General features: G+C 67.7%; 23 protein-coding genes. 20 read left to right on the top strand and 3 right to left on the bottom strand.

The annotated features are described in order from the left end of the window. Positions 1 to 85 precede the first annotated feature (85 nt). From AC1HFH_RS23515 to AC1HFH_RS23455, 13 genes are all read left to right on the top strand, one after another. Positions 86 to 742: a TetR/AcrR family transcriptional regulator gene (locus AC1HFH_RS23515; RefSeq protein ID WP_480244960.1), complete on the top strand. Its 657-nt coding sequence runs from the start codon at positions 86 to 88 to the stop codon at positions 740 to 742. 260 nt (positions 743 to 1002) lie between these two features. Then, positions 1003 to 1401 carry a 30S ribosomal protein S8 gene (gene rpsH, locus AC1HFH_RS23510; RefSeq protein ID WP_480244959.1) on the top strand — a complete coding sequence of 133 codons (399 nt, stop codon included), beginning with the start codon at positions 1003 to 1005 and terminating at the stop codon, positions 1399 to 1401. 16 nt (positions 1402 to 1417) lie between these two features. Continuing rightward, the gene (gene rplF / locus AC1HFH_RS23505; protein ID WP_480244958.1) at positions 1418 to 1957 is read left to right on the top strand and encodes a 50S ribosomal protein L6; all 540 of its coding nucleotides are present in this window, start codon (positions 1418 to 1420) and stop codon (positions 1955 to 1957) included. A gap of 2 nt (positions 1958 to 1959) precedes the next feature. After that, positions 1960 to 2367 (top strand): 50S ribosomal protein L18, encoded by a 408-nt coding sequence (gene rplR, locus AC1HFH_RS23500; protein ID WP_480244957.1) that lies wholly within the window; start codon positions 1960 to 1962, stop codon positions 2365 to 2367. A gap of 31 nt (positions 2368 to 2398) precedes the next feature. Next, positions 2399 to 3031 (top strand): 30S ribosomal protein S5, encoded by a 633-nt coding sequence (gene rpsE, locus AC1HFH_RS23495; RefSeq protein ID WP_480244956.1) that lies wholly within the window; start codon positions 2399 to 2401, stop codon positions 3029 to 3031. Between the two features lies 1 nt (position 3032). After that, the gene (gene rpmD / locus AC1HFH_RS23490) at positions 3033 to 3212 is read left to right on the top strand and encodes a 50S ribosomal protein L30 (RefSeq protein ID WP_480244955.1); all 180 of its coding nucleotides are present in this window, start codon (positions 3033 to 3035) and stop codon (positions 3210 to 3212) included. A gap of 1 nt (position 3213) precedes the next feature. After that, the gene (gene rplO, locus AC1HFH_RS23485) at positions 3214 to 3657 is read left to right on the top strand and encodes a 50S ribosomal protein L15 (RefSeq protein WP_480244954.1); all 444 of its coding nucleotides are present in this window, start codon (positions 3214 to 3216) and stop codon (positions 3655 to 3657) included. 163 nt (positions 3658 to 3820) lie between these two features. Continuing rightward, a complete protein-coding gene (secY, locus tag AC1HFH_RS23480; RefSeq protein WP_480244953.1) occupies positions 3821 to 5143 on the top strand; it encodes a preprotein translocase subunit SecY in 1323 nt (440 codons plus the stop codon). Further along, a complete protein-coding gene (locus tag AC1HFH_RS23475) occupies positions 5140 to 5685 on the top strand; it encodes an adenylate kinase (protein WP_480244952.1) in 546 nt (181 codons plus the stop codon). The genes secY and AC1HFH_RS23475 overlap by 4 nt, the downstream gene beginning before the upstream one ends. After that, positions 5685 to 6482, top strand: a complete 798-nt coding sequence (gene map / locus AC1HFH_RS23470) for a type I methionyl aminopeptidase (protein ID WP_480244951.1) — start codon at positions 5685 to 5687, stop codon at positions 6480 to 6482. Before AC1HFH_RS23475 ends, map begins: the two co-directional genes overlap by 1 nt. Before the next feature lie 37 nt (positions 6483 to 6519). Further along, the gene (locus AC1HFH_RS23465; protein ID WP_480244950.1) at positions 6520 to 6747 is read left to right on the top strand and encodes a ribbon-helix-helix domain-containing protein; all 228 of its coding nucleotides are present in this window, start codon (positions 6520 to 6522) and stop codon (positions 6745 to 6747) included. Next, the gene (locus AC1HFH_RS23460) at positions 6735 to 7160 is read left to right on the top strand and encodes a type II toxin-antitoxin system VapC family toxin (RefSeq protein WP_480244949.1); all 426 of its coding nucleotides are present in this window, start codon (positions 6735 to 6737) and stop codon (positions 7158 to 7160) included. Before AC1HFH_RS23465 ends, AC1HFH_RS23460 begins: the two co-directional genes overlap by 13 nt. Then, complete coding sequence (locus AC1HFH_RS23455; RefSeq protein ID WP_480244948.1) at positions 7157 to 7291, top strand: hypothetical protein; 135 nt, start codon at positions 7157 to 7159, stop codon at positions 7289 to 7291. Before AC1HFH_RS23460 ends, AC1HFH_RS23455 begins: the two co-directional genes overlap by 4 nt. Before the next feature lie 28 nt (positions 7292 to 7319). On the opposite strand, the gene dtd is transcribed toward AC1HFH_RS23455, so the two are convergent. Continuing rightward, positions 7320 to 7763 carry a D-aminoacyl-tRNA deacylase gene (gene dtd, locus AC1HFH_RS23450; protein WP_480244947.1) on the bottom strand — a complete coding sequence of 148 codons (444 nt, stop codon included), beginning with the start codon at positions 7761 to 7763 and terminating at the stop codon, positions 7320 to 7322. Positions 7764 to 7842: 79 nt separating this feature from the next. Here dtd and AC1HFH_RS23445 point away from each other — a divergent pair, with 79 nt between their 5' ends. From AC1HFH_RS23445 to AC1HFH_RS23435, 3 genes are all read left to right on the top strand, one after another. Continuing rightward, complete coding sequence (locus AC1HFH_RS23445) at positions 7843 to 8637, top strand: hypothetical protein (RefSeq protein ID WP_480244946.1); 795 nt, start codon at positions 7843 to 7845, stop codon at positions 8635 to 8637. Between the two features lie 83 nt (positions 8638 to 8720). Further along, positions 8721 to 9206, top strand: a complete 486-nt coding sequence (locus AC1HFH_RS23440) for a hypothetical protein (RefSeq protein ID WP_480244945.1) — start codon at positions 8721 to 8723, stop codon at positions 9204 to 9206. Continuing rightward, a complete protein-coding gene (locus AC1HFH_RS23435; RefSeq protein ID WP_480244944.1) occupies positions 9203 to 9967 on the top strand; it encodes a hypothetical protein in 765 nt (254 codons plus the stop codon). The genes AC1HFH_RS23440 and AC1HFH_RS23435 overlap by 4 nt, the downstream gene beginning before the upstream one ends. A gap of 8 nt (positions 9968 to 9975) precedes the next feature. Here the strand turns inward: AC1HFH_RS23435 and AC1HFH_RS23430 are convergent, their stop codons facing one another. Beyond that, the gene (locus AC1HFH_RS23430) at positions 9976 to 11490 is read right to left on the bottom strand and encodes a hypothetical protein (protein ID WP_480244943.1); all 1515 of its coding nucleotides are present in this window, start codon (positions 11488 to 11490) and stop codon (positions 9976 to 9978) included. Between the two features lie 239 nt (positions 11491 to 11729). On the opposite strand from AC1HFH_RS23430, the gene AC1HFH_RS23425 reads away from it, so the two are divergent. The 3 genes from AC1HFH_RS23425 (at position 11730) to AC1HFH_RS23415 (ending at position 12780) form a co-directional block, all read left to right on the top strand. Further along, entirely contained in the window at positions 11730 to 12053 is a 324-nt protein-coding gene (locus AC1HFH_RS23425; RefSeq protein ID WP_480244942.1) for a hypothetical protein, read from the top strand. A gap of 18 nt (positions 12054 to 12071) precedes the next feature. After that, positions 12072 to 12542 (top strand): YbaB/EbfC family nucleoid-associated protein, encoded by a 471-nt coding sequence (locus AC1HFH_RS23420; RefSeq protein ID WP_480244941.1) that lies wholly within the window; start codon positions 12072 to 12074, stop codon positions 12540 to 12542. Positions 12543 to 12612: 70 nt separating this feature from the next. Further along, positions 12613 to 12780, top strand: a complete 168-nt coding sequence (locus AC1HFH_RS23415; RefSeq protein ID WP_480244940.1) for a hypothetical protein — start codon at positions 12613 to 12615, stop codon at positions 12778 to 12780. Positions 12781 to 12785: 5 nt separating this feature from the next. Here AC1HFH_RS23415 and AC1HFH_RS23410 read toward each other — a convergent pair whose 3' ends face one another. Next, the gene (locus tag AC1HFH_RS23410) at positions 12786 to 13532 is read right to left on the bottom strand and encodes a hypothetical protein (RefSeq protein ID WP_480244939.1); all 747 of its coding nucleotides are present in this window, start codon (positions 13530 to 13532) and stop codon (positions 12786 to 12788) included. 328 nt (positions 13533 to 13860) lie between these two features. On the opposite strand from AC1HFH_RS23410, the gene AC1HFH_RS23405 reads away from it, so the two are divergent. Beyond that, complete coding sequence (locus AC1HFH_RS23405) at positions 13861 to 23934, top strand: WXG100-like domain-containing protein (protein ID WP_480244938.1); 10074 nt, start codon at positions 13861 to 13863, stop codon at positions 23932 to 23934. Positions 23935 to 23966: the final 32 nt, after the last annotated feature.

Here is a 23966-nt window from a genome sequence, read left to right as displayed (position 1 = left end):
GGTGACCGGGCGCTGTGTCGCCCTTACGTCGTAAGGGTACCTTACCGGGTAAGGTACCCGCAGCGGAAGAGTGGAGGAAATGGGAATGGAGCAGCGCAAGGCGGCGGTACGGGCGCCGCTGACCAGGGCGCGAGTGGTCTCGGCCGGGGTCGAGCTCGCCGATGAACGGGGCGTCGGGGCGCTCACCATGCGAGCGCTGGCCGAACGGCTGGGGATCGAGGCGATGTCGCTCTATCACCATGTGGCGAACAAGGGTGATCTGCTCGACGGGATGGTCGACGCGGTATTCGGTGAGATCGAGACGCCGGCCGCGGCGCAGGGCTGGCGGGCCGCGATGCGGCAGCGGGCGGTCTCGTTGCGGGCAGTCCTGCGGGCGCATCCGTGGGCGATCACCCTGATGGATTCGCGGGCCCAGCCCGGCCCGGCCACCCTCCGGCACCACGAATGGGTGCTGGCCACGCTGCGCACCGACGGCTTCACGCTGCCCGCGGCCGCCCGCGCCTTCTCGGTGCTGGACAGCTATATCTACGGTTTCGTCCAGCAGGAGGCCAACCTGCCGTTCGCTGATGCCACCGGTCTGGAAGCGGTGGCCTCGGGCATCGATATCGACGCCGATCGGTACCCCTACATGGTCGAGATGCTCGGCTACGCCCTGCGTCCGGGGTACTCCTACAGTGACGAGTTCGACGCCGGACTCGAGCTGATCCTCGACGGGCTGGAGCGGGTGCGCGGCACGGCCTGACGGTCGCCGGGGGAGTCGGCCCCGGACCCCGATTTGGCCCCCGACCACGGCATTGCCTACACTTGGGCGGTTGCCTGGGCACATCTGTGTCCGTCGCCGCCACGGCGCGGCGTTCGGGACGGCCCGGGTGCCGAGTACTCGCACGAGTTCTCATCCGGTCGGTAACTGCCGGCCGGACCAGCCGAATTGCTGTAGGCCCACGGCCGGGCGCGCCCGGTGCTGCATGGGAACCGCAGCGAGAAAGGTGTCGAGGTCTAACCATGACCATGACTGATCCGATCGCAGACTTCTTGACTCGTCTGCGCAACGCCAACTCGGCGTACCACGATCAGGTGACGGCTCCGCACTCGAAGCTCAAGGCGAACATCGCCGAGATCCTCAAGCGCGAGGGCTACATCGCCGATTACCGCACCGAGGACGCGACCGTGGGCAAGAACCTGGTCGTCGACCTCAAGTACGGCCCCAACCGGGAGCGCAGCCTGCAGGGTCTGCGGCGCGTGTCCAAGCCGGGTCTGCGGGTGTACGCGAAGTCCACCAACCTGCCCAAGGTCCTCGGCGGCCTCGGCGTGGCGGTCATCTCCACGTCGACCGGCCTGCTCACCGACCGTCAGGCGAAACAAGCCGGCGTGGGCGGCGAAGTCCTCGCCTACGTCTGGTAAGGGAGGCCGAAGACTAATGTCGCGTATTGGTAAGAAGCCGGTCGCCGTGCCGTCCGGTGTCGAGGTGACCATCGATGGTCAGCACGTCACCGTGAAGGGGCCGAAGGGCACCCTGGAGCACACCGTCGCCGAGCCGATCACCGTCGCCAAGGCGGAGAACGGCGAGATCGAGGTCGTCCGTCCCGACGACGAGCGCAAGAGCCGTGCGCTGCACGGCCTGAGCCGCACCCTGATCTCCAACATGGTCGAGGGCGTGACCAAGGGCTACGAGAAGAAGATGGAAATCTTCGGCGTCGGCTACCGCGTCCAGGCCAAGGGCTCCAACCTGGAGTTCTCCCTCGGCTACAGCCACCCGGTGCCGATCGAGGCGCCCGAGGGCATCACCTTCAAGGTCGAGGGCCCCACGAAGTTCACCGTGTCCGGTATCGACAAGCAGAAGGTCGGTCAGATCTCCGCTGTGATCCACGGACTGCGCAAGCCCGACCCGTATAAGGGCAAGGGCATCCGGTACGAGGGCGAAGTCGTTCGCCGCAAGGTCGGAAAGACGGGTAAGTGATCATGGCGCAAACCGAAAACCAGAAGTCCAAGCGTATTCCGCTGGGCAAGGATGCCTCCACGAAGCGTCGCCTGTCGAAGACTCGTCGGCACTTCCGCCTGCGCAAGAAGGTCGCCGGCACCGCCGAGCGTCCGCGCCTGGTGGTCAACCGCTCCTCGCGGCACCTGCACGCGCAGCTCGTCGACGACTCGGTCGGCAAGACCATTGCCGCCGCGTCCTCGATCGAGGCCGATGTGCGGGCCCTCGACGGCGACAAGACCGCCAAGGGTGTCAAGGTCGGTCAGCTGATCGCCGAGCGTGCCAAGGCCGCCGGTATCGAGGCCGTCGTGTTCGACCGGGGTGGTCACGACTACCACGGCCGGATCGCGGCGCTGGCCGATGCCGCTCGTGAAGGCGGGTTGAAGTTCTGATGATCAAGAATGCGAACGGAAGGAACGTCTGATGCCGGGACGTCAGCGGCGTGACGGCGGAAACGGTCCCGCCGGACAGAACAGCAACGACAACCGTCGGGGCGGCGGCGACCGCCGTGGTGGCGGTGACCGCCGGGACAACGCGGCCGAGAAGAACCAGCTCGAGCGCGTCGTCGCGATCAACCGTGTCTCCAAGGTCGTCAAGGGTGGTCGGCGCTTCAGCTTCACCGCCCTGGTGATCGTGGGCGACGGCAACGGCCTGGTCGGCGTCGGTTACGGCAAGGCCAAGGAAGTTCCCGCGGCCATCCAGAAGGGTGTCGAGGAGGCTCGTAAGGGCTTCTTCCGCGTCCCGATGATCGGCTCCACCATCACCCACCCGGTTCAGGGTGAGGAGGCGGCCGGTGTGGTCATGCTGCGTCCGGCCTCGCCCGGTACCGGTGTGATCGCCGGTGGTGCGGCTCGTGCTGTGCTGGAGTGCGCGGGCATCCACGACATCCTGGCCAAGTCGCTCGGTAGCGACAACGCGATCAACGTCGTGCACGCGACGGTCGCGGCCCTCAAGCAGCTGCAGCGTCCGGAAGAGGTCGCGGCCCGCCGTGGCCTGCCGATCGAGGACGTGGCCCCGGCCGGCATGCTGCGCGCACGCGCAGGACAGGGAGCCTGACATGGCAGATCTCAAGGTGACCCAGATCAAGAGCACGATCGGCGCCAAGCAGAATCAGCGGGACAGCCTGCGCACTCTCGGCCTGCGGGGCATCCGCAAGTCGGTGGTGCGGGAGGACAATGCCCAGAACCGTGGGCTGATCCAGGTCGTGCGCCACCTCGTAACCGTTGAGGAGGTCTGACATGACCATCAAGTTGCATCACCTGCGTCCGGCCCCGGGCTCCAAGACCGAGAAGACCCGCGTGGGTCGCGGTGAGGGCTCCAAGGGCAAGACCGCGGGCCGCGGTACCAAGGGCACCAAGGCTCGCAAGAATGTGCCGGCGAACTTCGAGGGCGGCCAGATGCCGCTGCAGATGCGCCTGCCGAAGCTCAAGGGCTTCAAGAACCAGTTCAAGACCGAATACCAGGTCGTGAACGTGGGGCGGATCGCCGAGCTGTTCCCGCAGGGTGGCGAGATCGGCAAGGACGAGCTCGTCGCCGCCGGTGCCGTGCGCAAGAACCAGCTGGTGAAGGTGCTCGGCGACGGTGAGATCGGCGTCGCGGTCCAGGTGACCGTCGACAAGGTGACCGGCTCCGCCAAGGAGAAGATCACCGCCGCCGGTGGCACCGTTACCGAACTCGGCTGACGGTACTCTGTGACAGATGGCACCGGACGAGTCGAACGCTCGTCCGGTGCCACTGTTAGAGTTCAATTGTTGTCTGCCAAGACCGTCATGGGGATCGGCGTCCACCGCCTGGGGCTTCGCTGAACTATCCATGGCATGACCATGTCGAACGCCTGGAGGATCTGTGCTTTCCGCCTTCGTATCGGCCTTCCGGACACCGGACTTGCGGCGGAAGATTCTCTTCACGCTGGGGCTCGTGGCCCTGTACCGGCTCGGTGCCAGCCTGCCCTCGCCGGGAGTCGACTACCAGGCCGTGCAGGAGTGCGTCGAACTGGTATCCGGCGGTGAGAACGCCGGTATCTACCAGCTGATCAACCTGTTCTCCGGCGGTGCACTACTGCAGCTGTCGGTGTTCGCGATCGGCATCATGCCGTACATCACCGCGAGCATCATCATCCAGCTGCTCACCGTCGTTATTCCGCGCTTCGAAGAGCTGCGAAAAGAAGGCCAGGCCGGTCAGACCAAGATGACGCAGTACACGCGTTATCTGTCGATCGCGCTGGCCCTGCTGCAGTCGACCGGTCTCGTCGCCCTCGCGGCCCGCGGCCAGCTCCTGCAGGGCTGTCCGCAGGACATTCTCGCCGATACCAGCATCTTCGGCATGATCATCATCGTGCTCGTCATGACCGCGGGTGCCGCCCTGGTCATGTGGTTCGGTGAGCAGATCACCGAACGCGGCATCGGCAACGGCATGTCGCTGCTGATCTTCGCGGGTATCGCCTCCCGCATTCCGTCCGAGGGCGGGATGATCCTGGAGAACCGGGGTGGCATGGTGTTCGCGATCGTGTGTGTCGCGGCGCTGGCGATCGTCACCGCAGTGGTCTTCGTCGAACGCGGTCAGCGCCGGATCCCTGTGCGTTACAACCGCCGGGTGGTCGGCCGCAAGAGTTACGGCGGCTCCGCCACCTATATCCCGTTGAAGGTCAACCAGGCCGGCGTCATCCCGGTGATCTTCGCGTCGTCGCTGCTGTACCTGCCGAACCTGATCGCGCAGCTCACTTCGTCGACGAACAATCCCGATCCCAGCTGGTGGCAGGAGATCATCCAGAAGTATCTGGTGAACCCCAGCAACCCGATCTACATCGGGATCTACTTCGCGCTGATCGTGTTCTTCACCTACTTCTACGTCGCGATCACCTTCAACCCGGAGGAGCGCGCACAGGAGTTGAAGCAGTTCGGCGGCGTGGTCATGAACCTGCGTCCCGGCAAGCCGACCGCGGACTACCTGAGCTACGTGTTGAGCCGCATCACCCTGCCCGGCTCGATCTATCTCGGTTTGGTGGCCGTCCTGCCGAACGTGTTCCTGGACATGGGCAATTCGGGCGCCGCACAGAACCTGCCGTTCGGCGGCACCGCGGTGCTCATCATGGTCAGCGTCGGCCTCGATACCGTCGAGAAGATCAAGAGCCAGCTGAATAATCAAAGTTACGAAGGGTTTCTGAAGTGAGAGTTGTTCTGCTCGGTCCGCCGGGTGCCGGCAAAGGCACCCAGGCCGTCCTGCTGTCGGAGAAGCTGGGCGTTCCGCACATCTCCACCGGAGACCTCTTCCGTGCGAACATCGGCCAGCAGACCCCGCTGGGCCGGGAGGCGCAGAAGTACATGGACGCCGGTGACCTGGTGCCCAGCGATGTGACCAACCGGATGGTGCAGGCCCGGGTGGCCGAGCCCGATGCTGCCAACGGCTTCGTGCTCGACGGCTACCCGCGCACCGTCGACCAGGCCGATGCGCTGAAGAAGATCCTCGCGGACTCCGGTACCGCGCTGGACGCGGTGCTGTGCTTCGTGGTGCCCGAGGAGATGGTCAAGGAGCGGATGCTGGCTCGCGGCCGCGGCGACGACACCGAAGCGGTCATCGCGAACCGGCTCGAGGTCTACCGCGCGGAGACCGAGCCGCTGCTCGAGTACTACGACGGCCTGGTCGTCACCGTCGACGGTGTCGGCGAGGTCGAAGAGGTCAACTCCCGGGCGATGAAGGCACTGGGCAAGTAGTGGTCTTCGGCCGGAAGAAGAAGGTCGTACCGTTCCGGACGGCCGGCGAGCTCGACGCCATGGCGGCGGCGGGCGCGATCGTCGGCCGTACCCTGGTCGCCGTGCGCGACGCGGCGAAGCCCGGTGTTTCGACGCTGGAGCTGGACGATATCGCCGAGCAGACCATCCGGGATGCCGGTGCGGTGCCGTCGTTCAAGGGCTACCACGGGTTCCCGGGTTCGATCTGTGCCTCGGTGAACGACCGGGTGGTGCACGGCATCCCGACCGCTGACGAGGTGCTCGCCGAAGGCGATCTGGTGTCCATCGATTGCGGTGCGATCCTCGACGGCTGGCACGGCGATTCGGCCTGGACCTTCGGCGTCGGCGAGCTCGGCGAGGCCGATCGGCAGCTCAGCGAGGCGACCCGGCTCGCCATGGAGGCCGGTATCGCCGCCATGCTCCCCGGCAACCGGCTGACCGATGTTTCGCACGCCATCGAACTCGGCACCTACGCCGCTGCCCGGAAGCACGGGCGCAACTACGGCATCGTCGACGGCTACGGTGGCCACGCCATCGGCCGCGAGATGCATATGGACCCCTTCCTGCCCAACGAGGGCGCGCCCGGAAAGGGCCCGAAGCTGGTCGTCGGCTCGGTACTGGCCATCGAGCCGATGCTCACCCTGGGCACCACCGAGACCGAAACCCTGGAAGACGACTGGACCGTGGTGACCACCGACGGTTCCCGGGCAGCGCACTGGGAGCACAGCGTCGCGGTGACCGAGGACGGGCCCCGTATCCTGACCGTGCGGCCGGAATAGGTGCACTGCAACGCCGACTTCGGTGTGCTGGCATACCATGAGGCGGACAACGCTGAAGCTTCCGGACGAACTGGACGACCGTCTCCGTCACGAGGCGGAGCGTCGGGGGGTGACGGTTTCCGAGCTGACGCGTGAAGCTATCTCGCAGTACCTCTCGGTTCCCGCCGGCCGACGGAAGTTCGGTGCGGCAGGTGCAGGTCGGAGCGGTCGATCCGATGTGTCGAGCCGGATCGATGAGATCCTGGCCGAGGAGTGGGCGAAATAGGCCCCCTCATCGTCGATGCAGGTCCGCTGTATGCCTATGTCGACGCCGATGACGCCCATCACACTGCCTGCTCGGAACTGCTGCAATCCCATCGCGGCCCGCTCGTCGTTCCTACGTTGGTGATAGCGGAGGCTGCGTACCTGATCGGTACTCGACTGGGGGCGGAAGCCGAAGTCAGGTTCCTCGGAGATTTTGCCGAGGGTTTGTTCTCAGTCGAGGCGGTGCATTCAGCCGACTGGTTGCGGATCGCGGAGCTTGTCGCACGGTACCGTGACCTGCCGTTGGGCACGGCCGATGCATCGGTTGTCGCTGTCGCCGAACGTCGAAGGGTCGCGACGGTGGCGACTACCGACCGACGCCACATCTCGGTCGTTCGGCCATCGCATGTCGACTTCCTGACGGTGAATCCGTGAAGTACGACCCGTTCGCGGATCGAATGGAGGCCGAGGAGTTGGGCGCGTGCTATGAAGCGGCCTGGGACGAGTGGGAACGTTCCGGTCAGGATGGGATCTGGTCGAGTGCCTTGGACGACGGGATCGAGTAGCTCGTGACGGCCGGTGCGCAGCGGCGGTTCACCCCTCCAGTAGCAAGGTGACCGGCCCGTCGTTCACCAGTTCCACGGCCATGTGTGCGCCGAATCGCCCGGTGGCGACGGTGGCGCCCAGTTCCCGTAGGGCTGCGACGAAGGCGTCGAATAGTGGTTCGGCAACCGGTCCGGGAGCGGCGGCGTTCCAGGACGGTCGGCGGCCCTTGGCGGTATCCGCGTAGAGGGTGAACTGGCTGATCGCCAGGATCGCGGCGTTCAGATCGGCGGCGCTGCGTTGTCCGTCGAGAATACGCAGTCGCCACACCTTGTCGGCGAGGGCTTTCGCGGTGGCATCGGTGTCGTCGTGGGTGATGCCGACGAGGGCGACCAGGCCGTGTGGTGCGCCGGTCGCCGCCGGGTCGATCCGGCCGACGATCTCCTCGTCCACCGACACCTGCGCGGAACTCACTCGCTGCACCAGTACTCGCACGCCACCGATCATGCCATCGGGCCAACCTGGTCACGCGCCGCCCTGGATGGCGTCGGCAACCCGGCCCAGGATCAGGGGCATGGCACTCACCACCAGCAGTATCCGCGCAACGCTGGCCACTGTGGCCACCCTGCTCGTTTCCCTCCCGATGTCCGGCGCCGCCACTGCACAATCACCTGCGGCGCCGACGCCCAGCGGCCCGGTGGCACCGGCCGAACCGGAGGTCGCCGGGCCGGAGAACCTCGACACCCTGGCGGTCTCGGTACGCCCGGACGGGGGTGCCCTCACCGGCGTCACCGTGCACTTCGACCGCACCAGCCGGACTGCCGACGGCCGCAAGCCCGCCGCTGCGAGCCAGTTCGTCTTCCTCTTCGACAAGTCGATATCATTTGCGCCGGAACACTTTCCGACCTGCTCCCGGGACATGTTCGAGGCGGAGGGGCCGGCCGGCTGCCCGCCGGGCTCGCGGGTCGGCACCGGCCGGGCGGACTTCTATCCGACCGGTGCGGCCGAGGTTGCAGTGTTCAATACGGTGTATCCCGACGGTGCCCGCGGCGTGCTGATCACCGTTCCGGAGCGGGGCGCCGTTTTCGAGAACACCCTGGAACCGGTGGCGGGCCCGCACGCCGATACCTACCGCTGGGCCTTCGACGAGTTGCTTCCCTCCCCGCTGCCGCCGGCCGATCGCGGCGCAACCACCCGGTTCCGGGTCAGCTTCGGGGGTGTGCACACCGGCCCGTCGGGCACGCACAGTTTCGTCCGGGCCGCCGCACTCCCCGGTCAGCCGCTGCAGTTCGGCCTGTGGAGCCGATTCGTCACCGGGCAGGTGATCGAACCTGCGGCCGAGGCGGTCCGGCCGCTGCCGTGGGGGTGATGCCGGGGGATGCGACCGGTGCCGCAGCGCGCCACCGGGTTCGATGAATTACGCTGTGGTGGTATGAGCGACGGGGGCCGGACATGCCACTGACCGCGGCGGATATCGGGTCCGCCACGATAGATTCCTTCGACATCCGGTTGGGTGCGCATCCCCGCGGTGCCGGTCTGGTCGGGTTCTTCGACCCGCAGTTACCACCCGAACAGAGCGCTGATGCTCGGGTCCGGACCGCCCTGGTCGAACGGTTCCGGATGCGGTACACGGAGTTCCACGACCTGCTCGCCGACCGAATCGCCGCGTACGTGGCATCGGGATCGGTGATGCTGCGAGATGGCATCGTGTTTGTGAAGGTGCCGGATGGTTACTCCGCCCTTCGCGGCCCGGAATCGGTGTTCGACATCCGGCGCCGGGACGGCAGCCCGTTGGGGCCGGAAGACTATTGGCCGACAGTTCAGGACCTGCGAGCCCGAGGCTTGTCCACATTGCGTGGTATCGACAGCTACTGGGCGCCGGAGACCCCCGCCGAGCGGGATATCCACGAGCAGATCATGGGCGAGGGGCGCGGGTGAACCACTATTCGGCGGCAGAACTCGAGCTACGCCGGGAGTTGCTGGACACCGGCAACCGGCTTGCCGCAGAAGTGTCGGCCACTGCGGATCCGGCCCCCGAGCTCCTCGCCCGGCTCGATGCCGGGCATGCTCGCTACCGTGACCTGTTGCCCGACGTGCCGGTGGCCCGGTGCCCGCACACCGGGGAACCGGTGTCCTGGCCGCTGGATACGGCCGGCTTGGAAGGCTGGTTCTGGGACTACCACAATCCCATTCGGCGGGTGCCGCGCCTGCCGGCGACGTGGTTGGCGATGCCGGGTGCCATGCGCATCGTGGCACCGGTCGAGCGGGCGCCGTTTCTGTCGAGGCCCGGGCCCGCGGCGCCTTTCGTGGTGCCCAGGCTACTGTCCTGTCCCGGTGTGGTCGCGGTACTCGGTCAGGTTCCGGTGGGGCCGCACACCGGATGGCCGATCAGCTACTTCGGCCCGAAGCCACCCGAGGTGCGGCTGGAGAACACCTGGGGTGACCGTGAGTACAGCGTCTACGACGACGACGGCCGCTGGCTGGGCTGGAACTCGACCACGCCCTGGCCACCGGACTACGATTTCGACCTCACGCCGTGGCTCGAATCCGGCAAGCTCCGCTGGATCGAACCGGGAGATCCGGCAATGACCCTGCACAGCGGGGTCGAGGGATGTCCCTATCTGGACATCAGCGGGGAGCACGAGGTCGCGCTGGTCAGTGACGGCAGGCTGCGCTATCCCGGTCCGCGACCGGTGTAGCGTGGCGGTCAGTTCTGCCGGTCCCGTTGCGCTTCGAAGAACAGCGCGTACGGTTCGGCGTCGACCAGCGGCCCCTTCTCCGCTGCCTGCCGGATCCCGCTGCCCGGCAATTGGGTGAGCTTCGCGAACATGGCGGCATTGCCGAACGCGCCCCGCACCTGGGTCTCCGACGCGTAATCGGCGCCGTAGTCCGCCAGCGTGCCGAAGTCCAGCGGCGCCAAGGGATGGCCGAGTGGCGCCTGCCCGCTGGGCCGGCCGAGCGCGGCGTATTGGGTCGCAGCACCGTTCTCGTAGCCGCAGAGTTCGTACGACACATCCTCGATGGTCGCGACCGTGATCACCGGCCAGCGCTCGGAGAGACGCTGCGCCAGCAGATGCCGGCCGACCGGGCCGAGTTCCCAGTTCAAGCTCTTCACCGAAATCCAGCTGCCGCTGGTGCGTTCCAGCAGTACGACGTCCTCGCCGAGGGCGGTGTCGTTGTTCACCTCGGGTTCGCGCACGCCCCAGTGCGGACGGTCGACGCCGGCGAACCGGGCACCCGGAACCGGCTGCGCACCGTCGCGTGCATACGCGGCGACTACTGCGGCCCGAACCTGGTCCAGGGCGTCGGGTGCGGCGCAACGCACTGCCAGCGCGCCGTAGGTGGCGCTGATCTCCATCGGCCGGGGTGCGGGTTCGGGCATTGCGCCGGCGGCCAGCGGCTTGCGGCCGACCAGGGCCAGTTTCCAGTTGATCTCCTCGATCGTCGCGAGATCGCCACCGGATTGATACAGGATCTGCTGCTGGGTGAGCCGGCCCGCCTGGTCCAGAGTGGGGGTGCCGAGCTTCGTCAGCGCCTGCTGGGTCTTGGCGGTGAAATCCAGTTCGGTGATCGGCAGGTCACGCAGTCCGGCCGTCATCTCGGTGCTGGTCACGGCGTTGTAGATGCTGCGGTACCCGGCAACCGCCTGTTTCCGGGAGCGGCCCACCATCAGGGTACGAAGCAGGGTGCTGAGGCCGGTCAGGTATTTCGCCGCCAGCTCGGGGTTGCGGGCGTACTGGGCGGCTCGGATCCGCACGGCGTCCTCGGTGGCGGCCGCGGCGGCCTCCGGATCCAGCCGGCACAGCCATACACCGCATTTCGACAGACCGTCGGCGCAGGTCGCCGCCACATCCGGCCGGTCGTGAGCCACCTGACGGTAGGCCGAACAGGCACTGCGAATGGTGTTGGTGGCCAGCTGGCGGTGCCCCAGGGTGCGCGTGGTCTGCTCGAACAATCGCAGGCAATCCTGCAGGGCTCCGGCGTCCTTGGCAGTCGAGTAGCCGCTGACGAACCAGTGCAGCCGGATCGCGATAGCCTCCTGTGCAGGCTCGAGTGCCTCGGCAGTGCGGTCCCGGGTGTTCGGGGTGGATCGGGTTGCCGCCAGCGCGGTCGCATATGCCCGCAGGGCGTCGGCCAGTTGCAGATAGGATTCGGGGGTTTGCGCGGCGGCGCTGATCCGGCGATCGCTGCCGACCCGGCGCTCCAGTGAACTCAGATCCACCGGCCGCCCCATCGATACCCCATCGTCGCGTCAACCTCTCCGAACGCCGCGCCCAGGTGCGCAGACTCCCACCTCTGCGAGTCTGCCATAGACACCCTGCCATGGCGATCTGCCCGAGGTGGACATTCGACGAAATCAGTTTGTTCATATGGTGTTCAAGCCCGGTCGCCGGTTCGGTGTTAGCCTCGGGCTCGGAGCGTGACGGCGGGCGGCGTCCCGCCGGTGTGGGAGGTGGAGCGATGGCCCCGAAGTTCGAGTACGACGACGAGTTGTTCATCAAGGCTGCCGAGAAGTCCGAACGGGTGCAGCGCAATATCAACACGGTCCTGACGACCCTGAACACGGCTCTCGCCGGGCGTGACGGGTGCTGGGGGGACGACGCGGTGGGGTCGGCGTTCGCCAAGGGGCCCGGCGGGAACGACGGCTACATCGCCTCGCGGGATGCCACTCTCGAAGGTGCGGAGAACATGGCCGGGGGAATGGGAAACTTCGCCGACGGCCAGCGTGAGAGTGCCGCACTGATCAAGAAGATGGAGCAGGGCAATGCCGACGGCATGCGCTGACGGTTCCGGGAGCAGTAGGTGACGAACGAGCAGGCCAAGGCCGATATGGCCGAGATCCTGGACGGTGTTCAGGAACAGTTTCGCAATGTCGCCCGGATCCAGCGGGAACGGCAGGAGATCCTCGGGACGGCGGCGGTGCGCGGCAAGCGGGTCACCGTCACCGTGAACGCGGACAACGTGGTAGTGGAGACCAAGTTCAGCGACGATATCGACGAGCTGACCTTCGAAGAGATCGCGGCCGCCGTGACCGAAGCCGCCCAGCAGGCCGCTGCTGTGGTCGCCGAGCGGACGGCCGAACTCATGGCCCCGCTGCAGGAGACGCGGGCCCGATTGCCCAAACTGCACGAGCTCATCGAGGACATGCCCGAAATCGAGATGCCCGAACCCACGGCAGCTCCGCTGACCTCCCCGCGGGAGCGCAATCGCGTGGACAGCCGGGATTCGATGCCCGCCGCCGGACGCGGGGGCGTCACCGGCAGCAGTTGGTGACCCGGCGGCACCGCAGTGCGCTATCCGTGCGGTCGGCCGTCGTGCCGGCCTGCTGAGCGTCACCGGCGCGGTGCTCGCCGATGCCGGCCGGGTCACGGTGGCGCCGGACCTCGATGTGCAGCTGTCGGGAACCGACTTCGCGGTGAAGTCCGCAACGTTTCCGCCGATGATGCTGCCGGAGCATCCTCGCCGGAGTTCCGACGTCGACTGCGGTGCCGGTGATTCGGTAGGGGCGTGACCGGATCAGTCCCGGGTGAGTGGGAGCCGTTGATTGATACGGGTGCCGGGGATTTCGAGGTAGGGGCAGCCGTTGGTGGTGTGGTGCAGCGTTGCGTCCGGGTCGCCCGGGGCGATCCAGGCGAGTTTGCCGTTCTCGATCCAAGCAGCGAGGTCGAAGTCACATTCTCGAGCACTCGCGCTGTGGGTGCCCCATACGAGAGGGAAACCCATCGGATCGTAGTACTCGAAAGGGAGTGTGTTCCAGCGCTGTTCGACTGAGCCGTGGTGGAAGTGGTCCGAAGTGAAGTAGGTGATGTTCCAGCCGGTGTGGGGGCCGACGGGGGTGTGGTTGAGGACGGCGCGGGTAGTCGGTTCGCGGAGTACGTGGGGGATGACGTACGGCCGATCGGGTCCGGGGTTGCGGTCGAATGGTGCCGGAGTGACGGGTTCGGTGAGGCGGGCTGCCCCGGTCATGGTCAGCCAGGTGCGTGGATTTCCGTGCTGCGTTCGGCGGCAAGGGTTCCTATGTTTCCAGTACCAGCCGTCGAAGCCGACGGTGTCGATGTACCAGTGGACGGGCCGATCGGTGAAGGGGCATCGGGAGACCAGCGTGTTCGGCAGTAGTTCGGTGTAACGCTCGTGGAGCGCGCCGGATCGGCGGGCGGCTTCGCGGCCTTCGTCAGTCGGGCCGACCTTCCGATACAGGGCGTCCAGGCGGTTGCCTTCTTCGAGCAGTGCGGGGCGTTCTCGAACGAACTCTTCGATGGACAACGTCGAACTCCTCTTGCTGTTCCCACCCGGGGGCGGTCGAGGTGGCACCCGTGTGGTGAGGTCGGGTGCCGTCTCGGGGATGGTATCCGGGCGAAACACCTGCTGCCGAGCAGGGCTGTCCTCCGATACCCGACGCTGCCGGACTGCCCTACCGTGCATCGGGTATCGGTGAGGTCGCGTGGTGGAACGGGGCTGCGCTCACCGGATGGATTGCGAGAGATGTTTGTTCATATAGTGTTTGGGGTGCCTTCGAAGTCGGGTGGCAATCTCGGCGAGTAGTGACTGGTCGGCGAGGACACGTGCCGTCGACGGGAGGGTGAGTTGACCGTTGGCCATCGAGATTCCGGGCTATCTGCAGCATCTGTCCTGGGTCGCGGGTGTCGAATGGCCGCAGGGCAATGAAGACGACATGTGGGCCATGGCCGGTGATTGGACCGCTGCCGCGGCGAGCCTGCGTGAGATCGTCGACGACATAGCGGACGCCAAAGCCGCAGCGCTGACGGCCTATCCCTTCGGGGAAGGCGTCGAGGAGATGGTCCTCGGCTTCAACAGCATGATGAGTGGCGACGGCGGCGAGAAAGATCAGTCGATCATCAAGCTCGCCTCGTACTTCGATCAGATCTCCGAATCGGTGTCCGACACCGGCACCCAGATCGAGTACACGAAGTTGATGTACATCAGCTCGTTGGCCTTGCTGGCCGCCGAGTTGGCAGCTTCCTTCGCGGCCGGTCCGTTCAAACCCGGCATCGACGCGGCCGCGATCGCGGCTACCCGGATCGCCGTGCGGATTCTCGGCCGGCAGATCGTGAACCGGATCATCCAGGCCGTCGGCCGTGCTGCAGCCACCCGGGTGCTCGGATTCCTGCTGCGGCATGTCGCTATCGATGTGACCATCGGCACGCTGCAGGAAATCGGCATTCAGGGCTGGCAGATCTCGCAGAACCATCGTGACGGCATCGATGGGCATCAGCTGGCCGGCGCCATTGTGAGCTCCGCGGCCGGCGGCGCGCTGGCCGGGCCTGCCGGAGATCTGATCGGGAACACGTTCGTCAAGGGGATGACGCCGTGGCTCCGCGGTGCGATCACCGGCACCGGCGCGGGCCTGGCCGGCTCGGCAGGCGGCCTGCTCGGGCAGTTCGGCTACGACCTCGGCCGCGCTGGTTTCGACGACGAATTCTCCGTAGGGGATGCGGTCAACGGGCTCAAAGCCGGGCTGACCGACCCACTGACCTGGTCCGCCGGGGCATCCAACGGGTTCATGACCGGCGCCATGAAACCCGGTGCCGCAGCGGCTTGGAACAACTTCGCACCCTCGCTGTTCGACAGGCCGAGCCTGTCCTCCAGAATCGATCAGGTTCTGGGAAACCCCCCGACTCCGAGCCCGGGAACCCCATCGGCCGGTGACGGAAGTTCGGTCAACGGGCGACCCGGCGCCGGTGCGACCGGTGGCGGCGGGGGTACGACCGGTGCCGGGACAACCGGGTCGGGCGGCAGCAACAGCGGCTCCGACGGAGCGCGCACGCGTCCGTCGGGGGCTACCTCCGGCTCGGATCAGAGCCGCGGTGCAGGCGATGCCGCCGGCTCGGGTAAGCCGCAGGTCGAGACCCGCAGCGCGGGAGCCGCCGAATCCGGTTCGGATACCGGCTCCCGCCGGGACAACGATGCGCGGTCGGACTCGGATTCCGGATCCGGGCGGGGCGAATCCGGCTCGCCGCAGTCGGATTCGGACTCCGGATCCCGCCGCGGTACCGGCAACGGACAGTCCGACGGTGCGAGTCCGCAGCAGAGCAACGGGACCGACACCGATGCCCGGGCAGTGGGCGCGGCCGGCGATGCGCAGGGAAGCAGTTCGACGGACGGCTCCGGAACGAACACCCGGAACGGCGCGCCGGCCGGGCAGCAATCGGGCGGTCACGCCCCGGCCGCCGCCGGCCAGCCACAGAGCGGGACAGCGCAGTCGGCACCGCAGCAGGGGACCGGCGGCGAATCCCGCGCAGGTTCCGGGCCGGCCAATTCGTCGCCGAGGGCGGGGGCCCCGGAGGTCCGTGGTGCGACGGATTCGCCCCGCCCATCGACATCCGAGTCCCGGGCCGGCGCCGCGGACTCCCGGTCCGGGGCCGACCGCCCCCGGATCGGCGACGGTTCGGCGCCGCGCCCCCGCGCCGGTGCGGTCGATACTCGCGCCGCAATGGTGTCGGCCGACGACAATGTCGGGGTCCAGGCCGGACGGTCCGATGCGCCCGCTCCGGTGGGCCGGACGACCGAAACGGCCGGAGAGACGGTATCGGCCCGCCCGGACGAGGTGACTGCGGACTCGACGCAACCAGATGCCGTGACCGCTGCTGCACCGGGCACCACGCCGGGCGGTCCGCACCCTGTGCCCAGCGGAGCCGGTACGGCCGATGGTTCGACCGCTCGTGCCGACGACCCGGCCGATGCCGGTGACTCCGCGGCGCCACGACGCCCGGACGCTGCAGAGGCCGGAGATGTCATTCCCGTGGTGGTCGTGCCGCCGGTAGTGGCGTCCGGTGGTTCGGCGAACCACACCCCGTCTGCGGGCAACGACTCCGGCGCGCGCCGGACCGACAGCGATGCCGAGCCCGGGCCGGACCGGACCGATTTCACGGATCGGGACCGGGCCGACGACTCTCCGGAACCACCTTGGGTGGACAGCGACGGCAACCCGCCGGTGTACGACAGCTTCCTGGACAACGGGCAAGGCGTCATTCACCGGCCCGACAGCACCTCGATCGGTGACGACCCGGCCACCCACCGGGTTCGGGAGAACGTACGCAACGAGGGGCAGCACGACGTGGTCGTGCATGGCACCCGAGACGGCAGCCCGGTGCCCGGCAACCGGTGGAACACCCACCCGCAGCAGATCGTCGACGCGATCCGCAACAACCCCGATTACGTTCCCGGCACACCTATCCGGCTGCTTTCCTGCCACAGCGGAAACAACGCGGGCTGGGCCCAGTACGTCGCCGATGCTTTGGGCGCGACCGTCTACGCCCCGACCGACGCCGTCGGTACTCCGCGCACCCCCGATTCACCCGCGCAGATCAAGCCGGGCGGGGAGTGGCGGACCTTCGAACCACAGACCTCCACCGAACCCGGCGACGGGCCGAGCGACCGGACGGATGCGCAAGCCGACCGGACACCCCTCGATGCCGACGAGTCGCTCGTCACCGATGCCGATTGGCGATACGGCCTGGATGTCATGGACGGAAGCGGCGGGCCACCGCCTTCCGATCTGCTGCGCGGAGCCGACCCCGACGGGTCCGTGCCGCCCCCACATGCGGACACCCACGTTCTGGGGACCCTCGACCACGAGGGCGGCCCCGAACTGACGAGGGACCCGGAGTCCGGCCTGATCACCCACGTCGACGGCGAGCCGGTATCGGATTACACGCTGCGGCTGGCGGAGGAACGGGCGGGTCTCTACGACGCCGCCGCAGAACCGAAACGACTCGAGAATCTGCGTGCTGAGGAGGTCAAACGGACCGAGGTGGCCGCAAGAGACGCCCGGCGGGCGGCCGATGCACTGGAATCGAAAGCCAGCGGTGTCGCCGCGGCGCTCGAGAAGGCGATCGGTGCCGGCAACGAGGCGAAAGCGGCCGCGCTCCGAGCCAAGGCGGAACAATTCGCTGCGGAAGCACAGAACGCCCGGACGGCGCTGGAAAACGCAGTCGGGGAACGCGACGCTGCCCTGGCAGAGCAGTCCAGGCCGGTGCCGGAACCCGAGACGGGAAGGCTCGACGCATCAGCTGTCGGGCCGATGCTCGCTGTCGGCATCGATCGAACCACCGGAACGGTCTACGAGGGTGTCAATGGTGGTGACAACGATGTTGTTGCCCGGCCGCATCCCGCCCTGCGCGAGAGTCTCGCCAGGATGGTCGAGAACGGGCCGTACGAGTACGACAACGGGCCGAACCGGCATGCCCACCCAGACGAGCCGCTCGGGCACGCCGAGATCAAGACGACCGACCGGCTGTTGCACGACCGCGTGGACATCGGCGCCATCGAGGAATTGCTCACCGACCCTGCGGAGCTGGGCGCGGTCCAGGACATGCTCCGCGACGGTGCAGATCCCGCGGATATCGCAAGGAAGCTGAACGATCCCGGCGACGTGGAAACTGTTCGGCAGCGTATCGAGGAGGCGATCGAGCACGGCAGGCAGGTCATGGCCGAAGCGCTCAACGCGCCGTACGCATTGAGCGGCGAGGGCCGTGGCGCGCCGTGCTGCGCCAACTGCACGCATCTACTGGTGGGTACCGAGAGTGCAACCGGTAACTATCCGGTTCACCCGCGCAGTGATGACGCCCTGCGTCCGCCGGGCCGGATCGAGCCGCCGTCGGACGGCATCGACTGGATGGGTGACGATGATCCGGGAGCGCCGGAACCGTCACGGACGACCCCGGAGCAGATCGAGTCGGATTACGGGATTCCGGTCGAGAACCAGCGCAAACTGCAGGTCTACGCCGAAGATCACGGGTTGGTCATCGATGTTCGCCCGACCAACCCCGATGCCGTACCGCACCTCCGGGACGGCGCGATGCCCAAGCCGATGGCCATCAAGGACAAGACCATCAACGACCTGGACATCGAACTCGGGGCACCGCCCGAGGCGAAAGGCCTGGTCGGTCGGTTCCCGCCCGGAATGTTGTCGATGCCGGATACCACCGGGATGCCGGCCGACCACCGGGAGGCGCTCGAATCCCGGCTGGATCGGCGCAACGGTGACTGGGAGCAGTACCGAGATCATATGGACAGGCTCGCGGAGCGTGGCACGTTCCGGGTCACCGAGGACGGCATTGTCCAGGGGGCGGCCGACGGGACCTGGAAACCGATCACCGGTGACCATGATCTGTTCGATATCCGGCATGAGGACGACAGCCGGCTAACCTACGACGAGTTGAACCGTCATCAGCAGGAACTGATCCGTCGAGATGCCGGTGTACAGCACGGCCCGCACCTGTACTGGGAAACCTTCGACCCCTATCAGCGTGCGAACAACTTCGAAAAGATCGTCGGCGACCATCAATTCGATCCCGATCCGAACTCCGGCCACGAACCGCTGATCCGGTTCGCGCCGGACGCCGAGCCGGCGGTTCGCTGGGCCGACCGGTCGCTGTCCGAAATCGACCGGGAAATGACCCTGTGGCATACGCAGGCTCGTATCGACCGAGGACTGCACGAGCGTGTGGCAATGGCAGACGACCCGGGCTACCGACCGGCCCCGGACGAGCCAGGAAACCGGCCCTCGCCGTCGGATTCGCAGCCGGATCGGATCCGGCGAGATGCGGAAGAGCTCCGTAGGCACGCCGAAGAACTCGTTTCCCGCCCGGACTTCGACTTCGCGGTCTATCGCGCGTGGATGGCCGATAACACCAAGGTTCCGATATCGGTCGACGGTATCGCTATGACCAGTATCGAGACGGTCGAGGGGCAACCGCCGGTGCAACTGCGCACCGACTCCCCCGAACACGAACTCGCCGTGCTGGCGAGGCAGGCCGAACTCGGCAGGACACCGGAGCAGATCCGGTCCGAGATAGATCTGCAGCTCGGGCGCGATACCGCCGAACAGGATTCGGCATCCGGCGATCCGGAATCGGACAACGGATCGGACCGAGACGGGCCGCCCGAAGTCGACTGGATGGACGGCGAACCGTCCGCACCAGGAGGAGATCGGCCGCGCCGTATCGAGTTCGAGATCGACGGCGAACGGTTCGTCGTGCACGTGGTGCCGGACGGGGAAGGCAGTTGGCGCCCGGTCCGGCCGCCGGCCGATTCGGCGGTGGAGCCCGTTCGCGACGTGACTCCCGACGAGCGTCCCCTGGCCCGCCGCGCGATGGATGCCCTGCTGCACCGCGGATACTTCGCCGACACTCCCAAGTATCCGTCGGGTTCCGGCATCGATGGGCAGGGGCAGACGGCCATCCGTGACGGTGTCCAGGGCATCGACGATCTGGTTGCACCGCCCCCGGCGACACCCGAGCCGCCGCCACCGACCCCGGGTATCCCGACGATCGGACCGGCACCGGACGCGGGGGATCCGGCTCCGAACGTGGTCCGAATTCTGAAGGAGAGCATCACCCTGTGGCAGGGCCGGGAGCACGCGCCGCTGATCGGCGGGCTGTCCGGTCGGCAACCGGTTCCGGCAGCCGACTACGTTCCCGTGTACGACGCCGACGGAGCCGAGTACCGGCCCTGGATCACCGAAGCCGACCCGGAGCAGGTTCGGCAGGGGATTGTCGCCCAGCTCGATGCCGGACTGATCGACGGCGCCGAGGCTCGTGACACGCTGATGGAGCTTTTCGACCGGGCCGATCCGGAGCTGCGACAGCGCATGATCGATGACCTCTATCACCACCAGCTGGTGTCGGTGGACGAGGCGATCGCATTGGAGGACGAGCCGCCGTATCAGCCGGAAACAGCGCCGGAGCCGACGAACGCGCCACCCGGCGAATCGCTGTCGGATATGGCGCGCCGCCTGGGATTCGAACTGCCCGACGACAGTCCGGACACACTGCGCCGGGTGATCGACGAGCAGACCTACCGGGCGTTGCGCGAGGCGGCAGCGGTCGAAGGACTGGCCGATGCCGCCCAGCGGCTGTCGGACGAGCTGGAACAGCCCTACACCTCCGGCGATCCGGCGGAGACCCGCGCTCGGCCGGTACCGTTGTCGGACTCGGTGAGCATCCGGGACAACGACCCCATGACGCGGTTCTTGCGTGAACTGCGGCACGCATTCGACGACAATCCGACACTGCTCGACTCGGACGGTGTCAACAACGGTGCCGACCCGCTGCGGGTCTGGGACGAACTGGACCCCACCCGCGGCCGGGAACAACGCGAGTTCCGCTACTTCGAGCATGCGCTGCGCCGCGACCAGCTGCGCGGTGAACTGGCCTCCTGGGCTGCCGTGCTCGGCCTGGACCCGGGCACGTTGATCGGCGACGATCCCGGACCCGTCATCGATGGGCTACGTGCGGCCGCCCAGCAGCGCGCCGATCAGCTAGCCGATTTCGTCGCCGCCGCGGACGCCCACCTGTATCCCGACGGCTCGATTCCGGACGGAGATCCGGCCGGAACCCGATTCAGCGACCAGGTCGCCCGGGTTCCCATGGGCGACGGGCCGGATCGACTGCTGGTCATCGACGGACCGATGGACCGCACCCAGGCCCTGGCTCAGGTGCTCCGCGACAACCCGGAGTTGGTCGGTGCGCTCGAGGACGGCACGCTGGCGGTGGATTTCCGGACCGCGAGCATCGATGCCGACGGCCGGGTCCGGCTGGATGCGGTGGACACTCCGCCGATGCGGCATATCCGTCAGCCGGTGGACGGCCGGGATCTGGTGGTCACGCTGGTCGGGGAAACCGACGGAACCTGGCGGCCGGTGCCCGAACCGGCTGCACCGGCGCCTCGGACGCGAGAGGAGATGGTCGACGAGATCGTCGATCTGGCCCGCGAGCTCGGCCTCTCCCCGGAGCAGCTGCGCCCGGACGTGCTGAGCCGGACGCTCGCCGATCTGCGCCTGGACAACGCGGTCCGGGCGGGGCAGGCCGAGGCACTGGCCGATCTCGTCCGAAACACCGCCGAGGTCGATACTTTCCACACAGTGAGCGATGCCCGCAGCCGGCTACAACAGATGTTGCAGCTGGACTCGGGCGAAGCGAGCGCGGACCGGATCGCCGACGTGCTGGCCGACGACGATCAGCGCAAGTCGACTCGCCGGCAGCAGTTCGGGATCCTCGCCGACTACGCCAGGCAACTCGCCGGTCTGGACGCAGCCGCCGAACGGGCGGCACGCGACCAGCTCGCGCACCGGCTCGGACTGGACGACCCGGCGCAGCTGCAGCCGAACAAGCTGCGGCAGATCGAATCCGGGAGCGTCGGCACCGGCCGGTTCGAATCGGTGCCCGATGCGAAGAAGCTGGACGCCGATGCGCTGTATCGCGCCGTCGCAGATCTGCAGCGCAACGGGCAGGACCAGCAGGTACGGGACGCGTTGGCCGAATATCTCGGGGCGCTGCTCGACATCGATAGGTTCGCCGAAGTGCCCAACGGTGACCGTGCAGCGGATCCGCGCACAGTCGGCGACATCCCGAACGTGGACCCGGGCTCCCGCGATGTGTTGCGCGCGATCGTCTCCGATGCCCTGCCTTCTCGGCGGCCCTTGGACTTCGGTGCTGCGTTGGGCGAGCACGCCGACCGGAACGCCGACACCGGTACGCGGCCGGAGCCGGTGCCATTCCGGCCGGAAGCAGGCACGGACTGGAAACGCCTGGCCGGAATCGACATCGGTTCGCTGAACGATGCCGAACTGATCGACGCCTACCAGGCGTACCGGGCGGGCAAGATCGAGGACCATGCCAGGTTGGGGCCGGAACAGTTGGCCACCGAACTCCAGCGGATCCGCGACGAGATCCGAGACCGGGTGGGCCGGATCGACGCGCTGGCCCAGCTTCTGGACGAGTTCTACCGATCGAACCCCGTGCTGACACCCGGCGGCGATCCGATGACACCCGGTGACCCCGACACCCCGCAACCGGGGGATCCGAGTGGCCTGCCTGTCCCATCCCAGCTGCCGGCAGCGGGCGACCGCGCAGCCGGTGCCGATCCGGCGCCCGCCGGTGACGGGCCGGCCGAACCCGAACCGGACGGTGACAGCTCCGGCGGTTCGGAGGGTTCCGAGGGCGATGGATCCGTTGATCCGGATGAGTCCTCCGGTGGCGGCGATGATGGTTCGTCCGACGATGGTGCCGACCCACCGACCGGCTCCGGTCCGGACATGCGCCGGGACCCCGCCGACTTGCCCGGGCACGCGATGCGCTCCCACATCCCGCATCCCCCGCACGAGGAGGAGTTCGGCCCGGACCTGCCGCCCTTCCCGTACCAGCAGATACCGGTCCCCACACCGGAACCCGACCCCGGCGAGGTACCTTCCGAACAGCCGGAGCCTCCCGAACAACCCAGTCCCCCGCCCGGCGATCCGCCTACCGGCCCGCCCCCCGCGCCCGAGCCGCCGACCGGTCCGGATAGGTCTGGTGACCCCGGCGATCCCGGCGATCCCGGCGATCCCGGTGATCCAGGTGATCCGGGTGATCCGGGTGATCCGGGTGATCCGGGTGATCCGAGTGATCCGGGTGATCCGGGTGATCCGGGTGAGCCGGGTGATCCGGGTGAGCCGGGTGATCCGGGTGATCCGGGTGAGCCGGGTGAGCCGGGTGATCCGGGTGATCCGGGTGATCCGGGTGATCCGGGTGAGCCGGGTGAGCCGGGTGACCCCGGTGATCCGGGTGATCCGGGTGATCCGGGTGATCCGGGTGATCCGGGTGACCCCGGTGATCCGGGTGATCCGGGTGATCCGGGTGATCCGGGTGATCCGGGTGATCCGGGTGAGCCGGATGAGCCAGGTGACCCGGGTGATCCGAGTGATCCGGATGAGCCAGGTGATCCGGGCTATCCGGATGAGCCAGGTGAGCCAGGCGATCCGGGTGAGCCAGGTGATCCGGGCTATCCGGATGATCCGGGTGATCCGGGCGTCACGGAGCCGCCGAGCTGGCCGCCGTCGGGGTCGGCCGGATCCTCCGATGTGCTCGGACAACCTCGGTCCCCGGTGGATGCTGCGGTAGCGCCCGGCGCATCTGAGGCCGGAACGGACCGGTTGCTGAAGCTCCCGGAATCCGCGCCGGTCTCGGATCGGTCGACAACCGATCAGGATCAGGCTCGGCCGGATTCACCAGGTCGTCCGGGTCTCGGTGAGCCCGCCGGTTCGACGGCAGCGGTCGGAGCGATGCCGGATCGGGGACCGAACCTGGCACCGGCGGCCTGGGCTCCGGGCGTCGACGGCACGGATACCGGGCAGCAGCATGTCGGCCGGGACCAGCCGGTGGCAGGGCGGGGTGTGGCGGAACCCGGACGACCCGGATATCCGGCCCAGGCCATGCCGGCAGACATCCCGGGTCGGGCGACCGGAGGTTCGCCGGCGGGGATGCGGCCGGGGGGTGCGGCCGGACCGGTAGCGCTCACCGTGCGCCCGTATTCCGGGTTCGGGGTCCCGGCACAGTTCGACCCGTGGACCGGCGCGCTGCTGGCGACATCGGCGCCCGGGGCGCCTTCCGGCTGCTACGCCGATCTCGGCGCGCACCGTGTGGTCCTGTATCGATTCGGTGGCCGGCTGGCTGTGCGGGTGGATACGACCGTCGTCGAGTTGACCGGCCCGGTCGTGATTCGCTGGGGGCAGTTGCCACAGCGGCGGACCGGCTTCGCGATCGAGGTCGCGGGCCGCCGCCTGTGCGAGGTGATCTATCCGACGCTGCCGCCGGAGATGGATCTGGGAAAGCTGGTGCGGGACGTGTGCACCGATCGAGCCCTCTGGGAGTCCATCTTCACCTGAGTTGCCATCTGGGCGTGCGGTGCCACAATTCG

It is taken from the genome of Nocardia sp. KT25-26, from assembly GCF_056627695.1.
The sequence above is the reverse complement of the archived record's forward strand: the minus strand, read 5'-3'. Positions and strand labels throughout refer to the sequence as shown.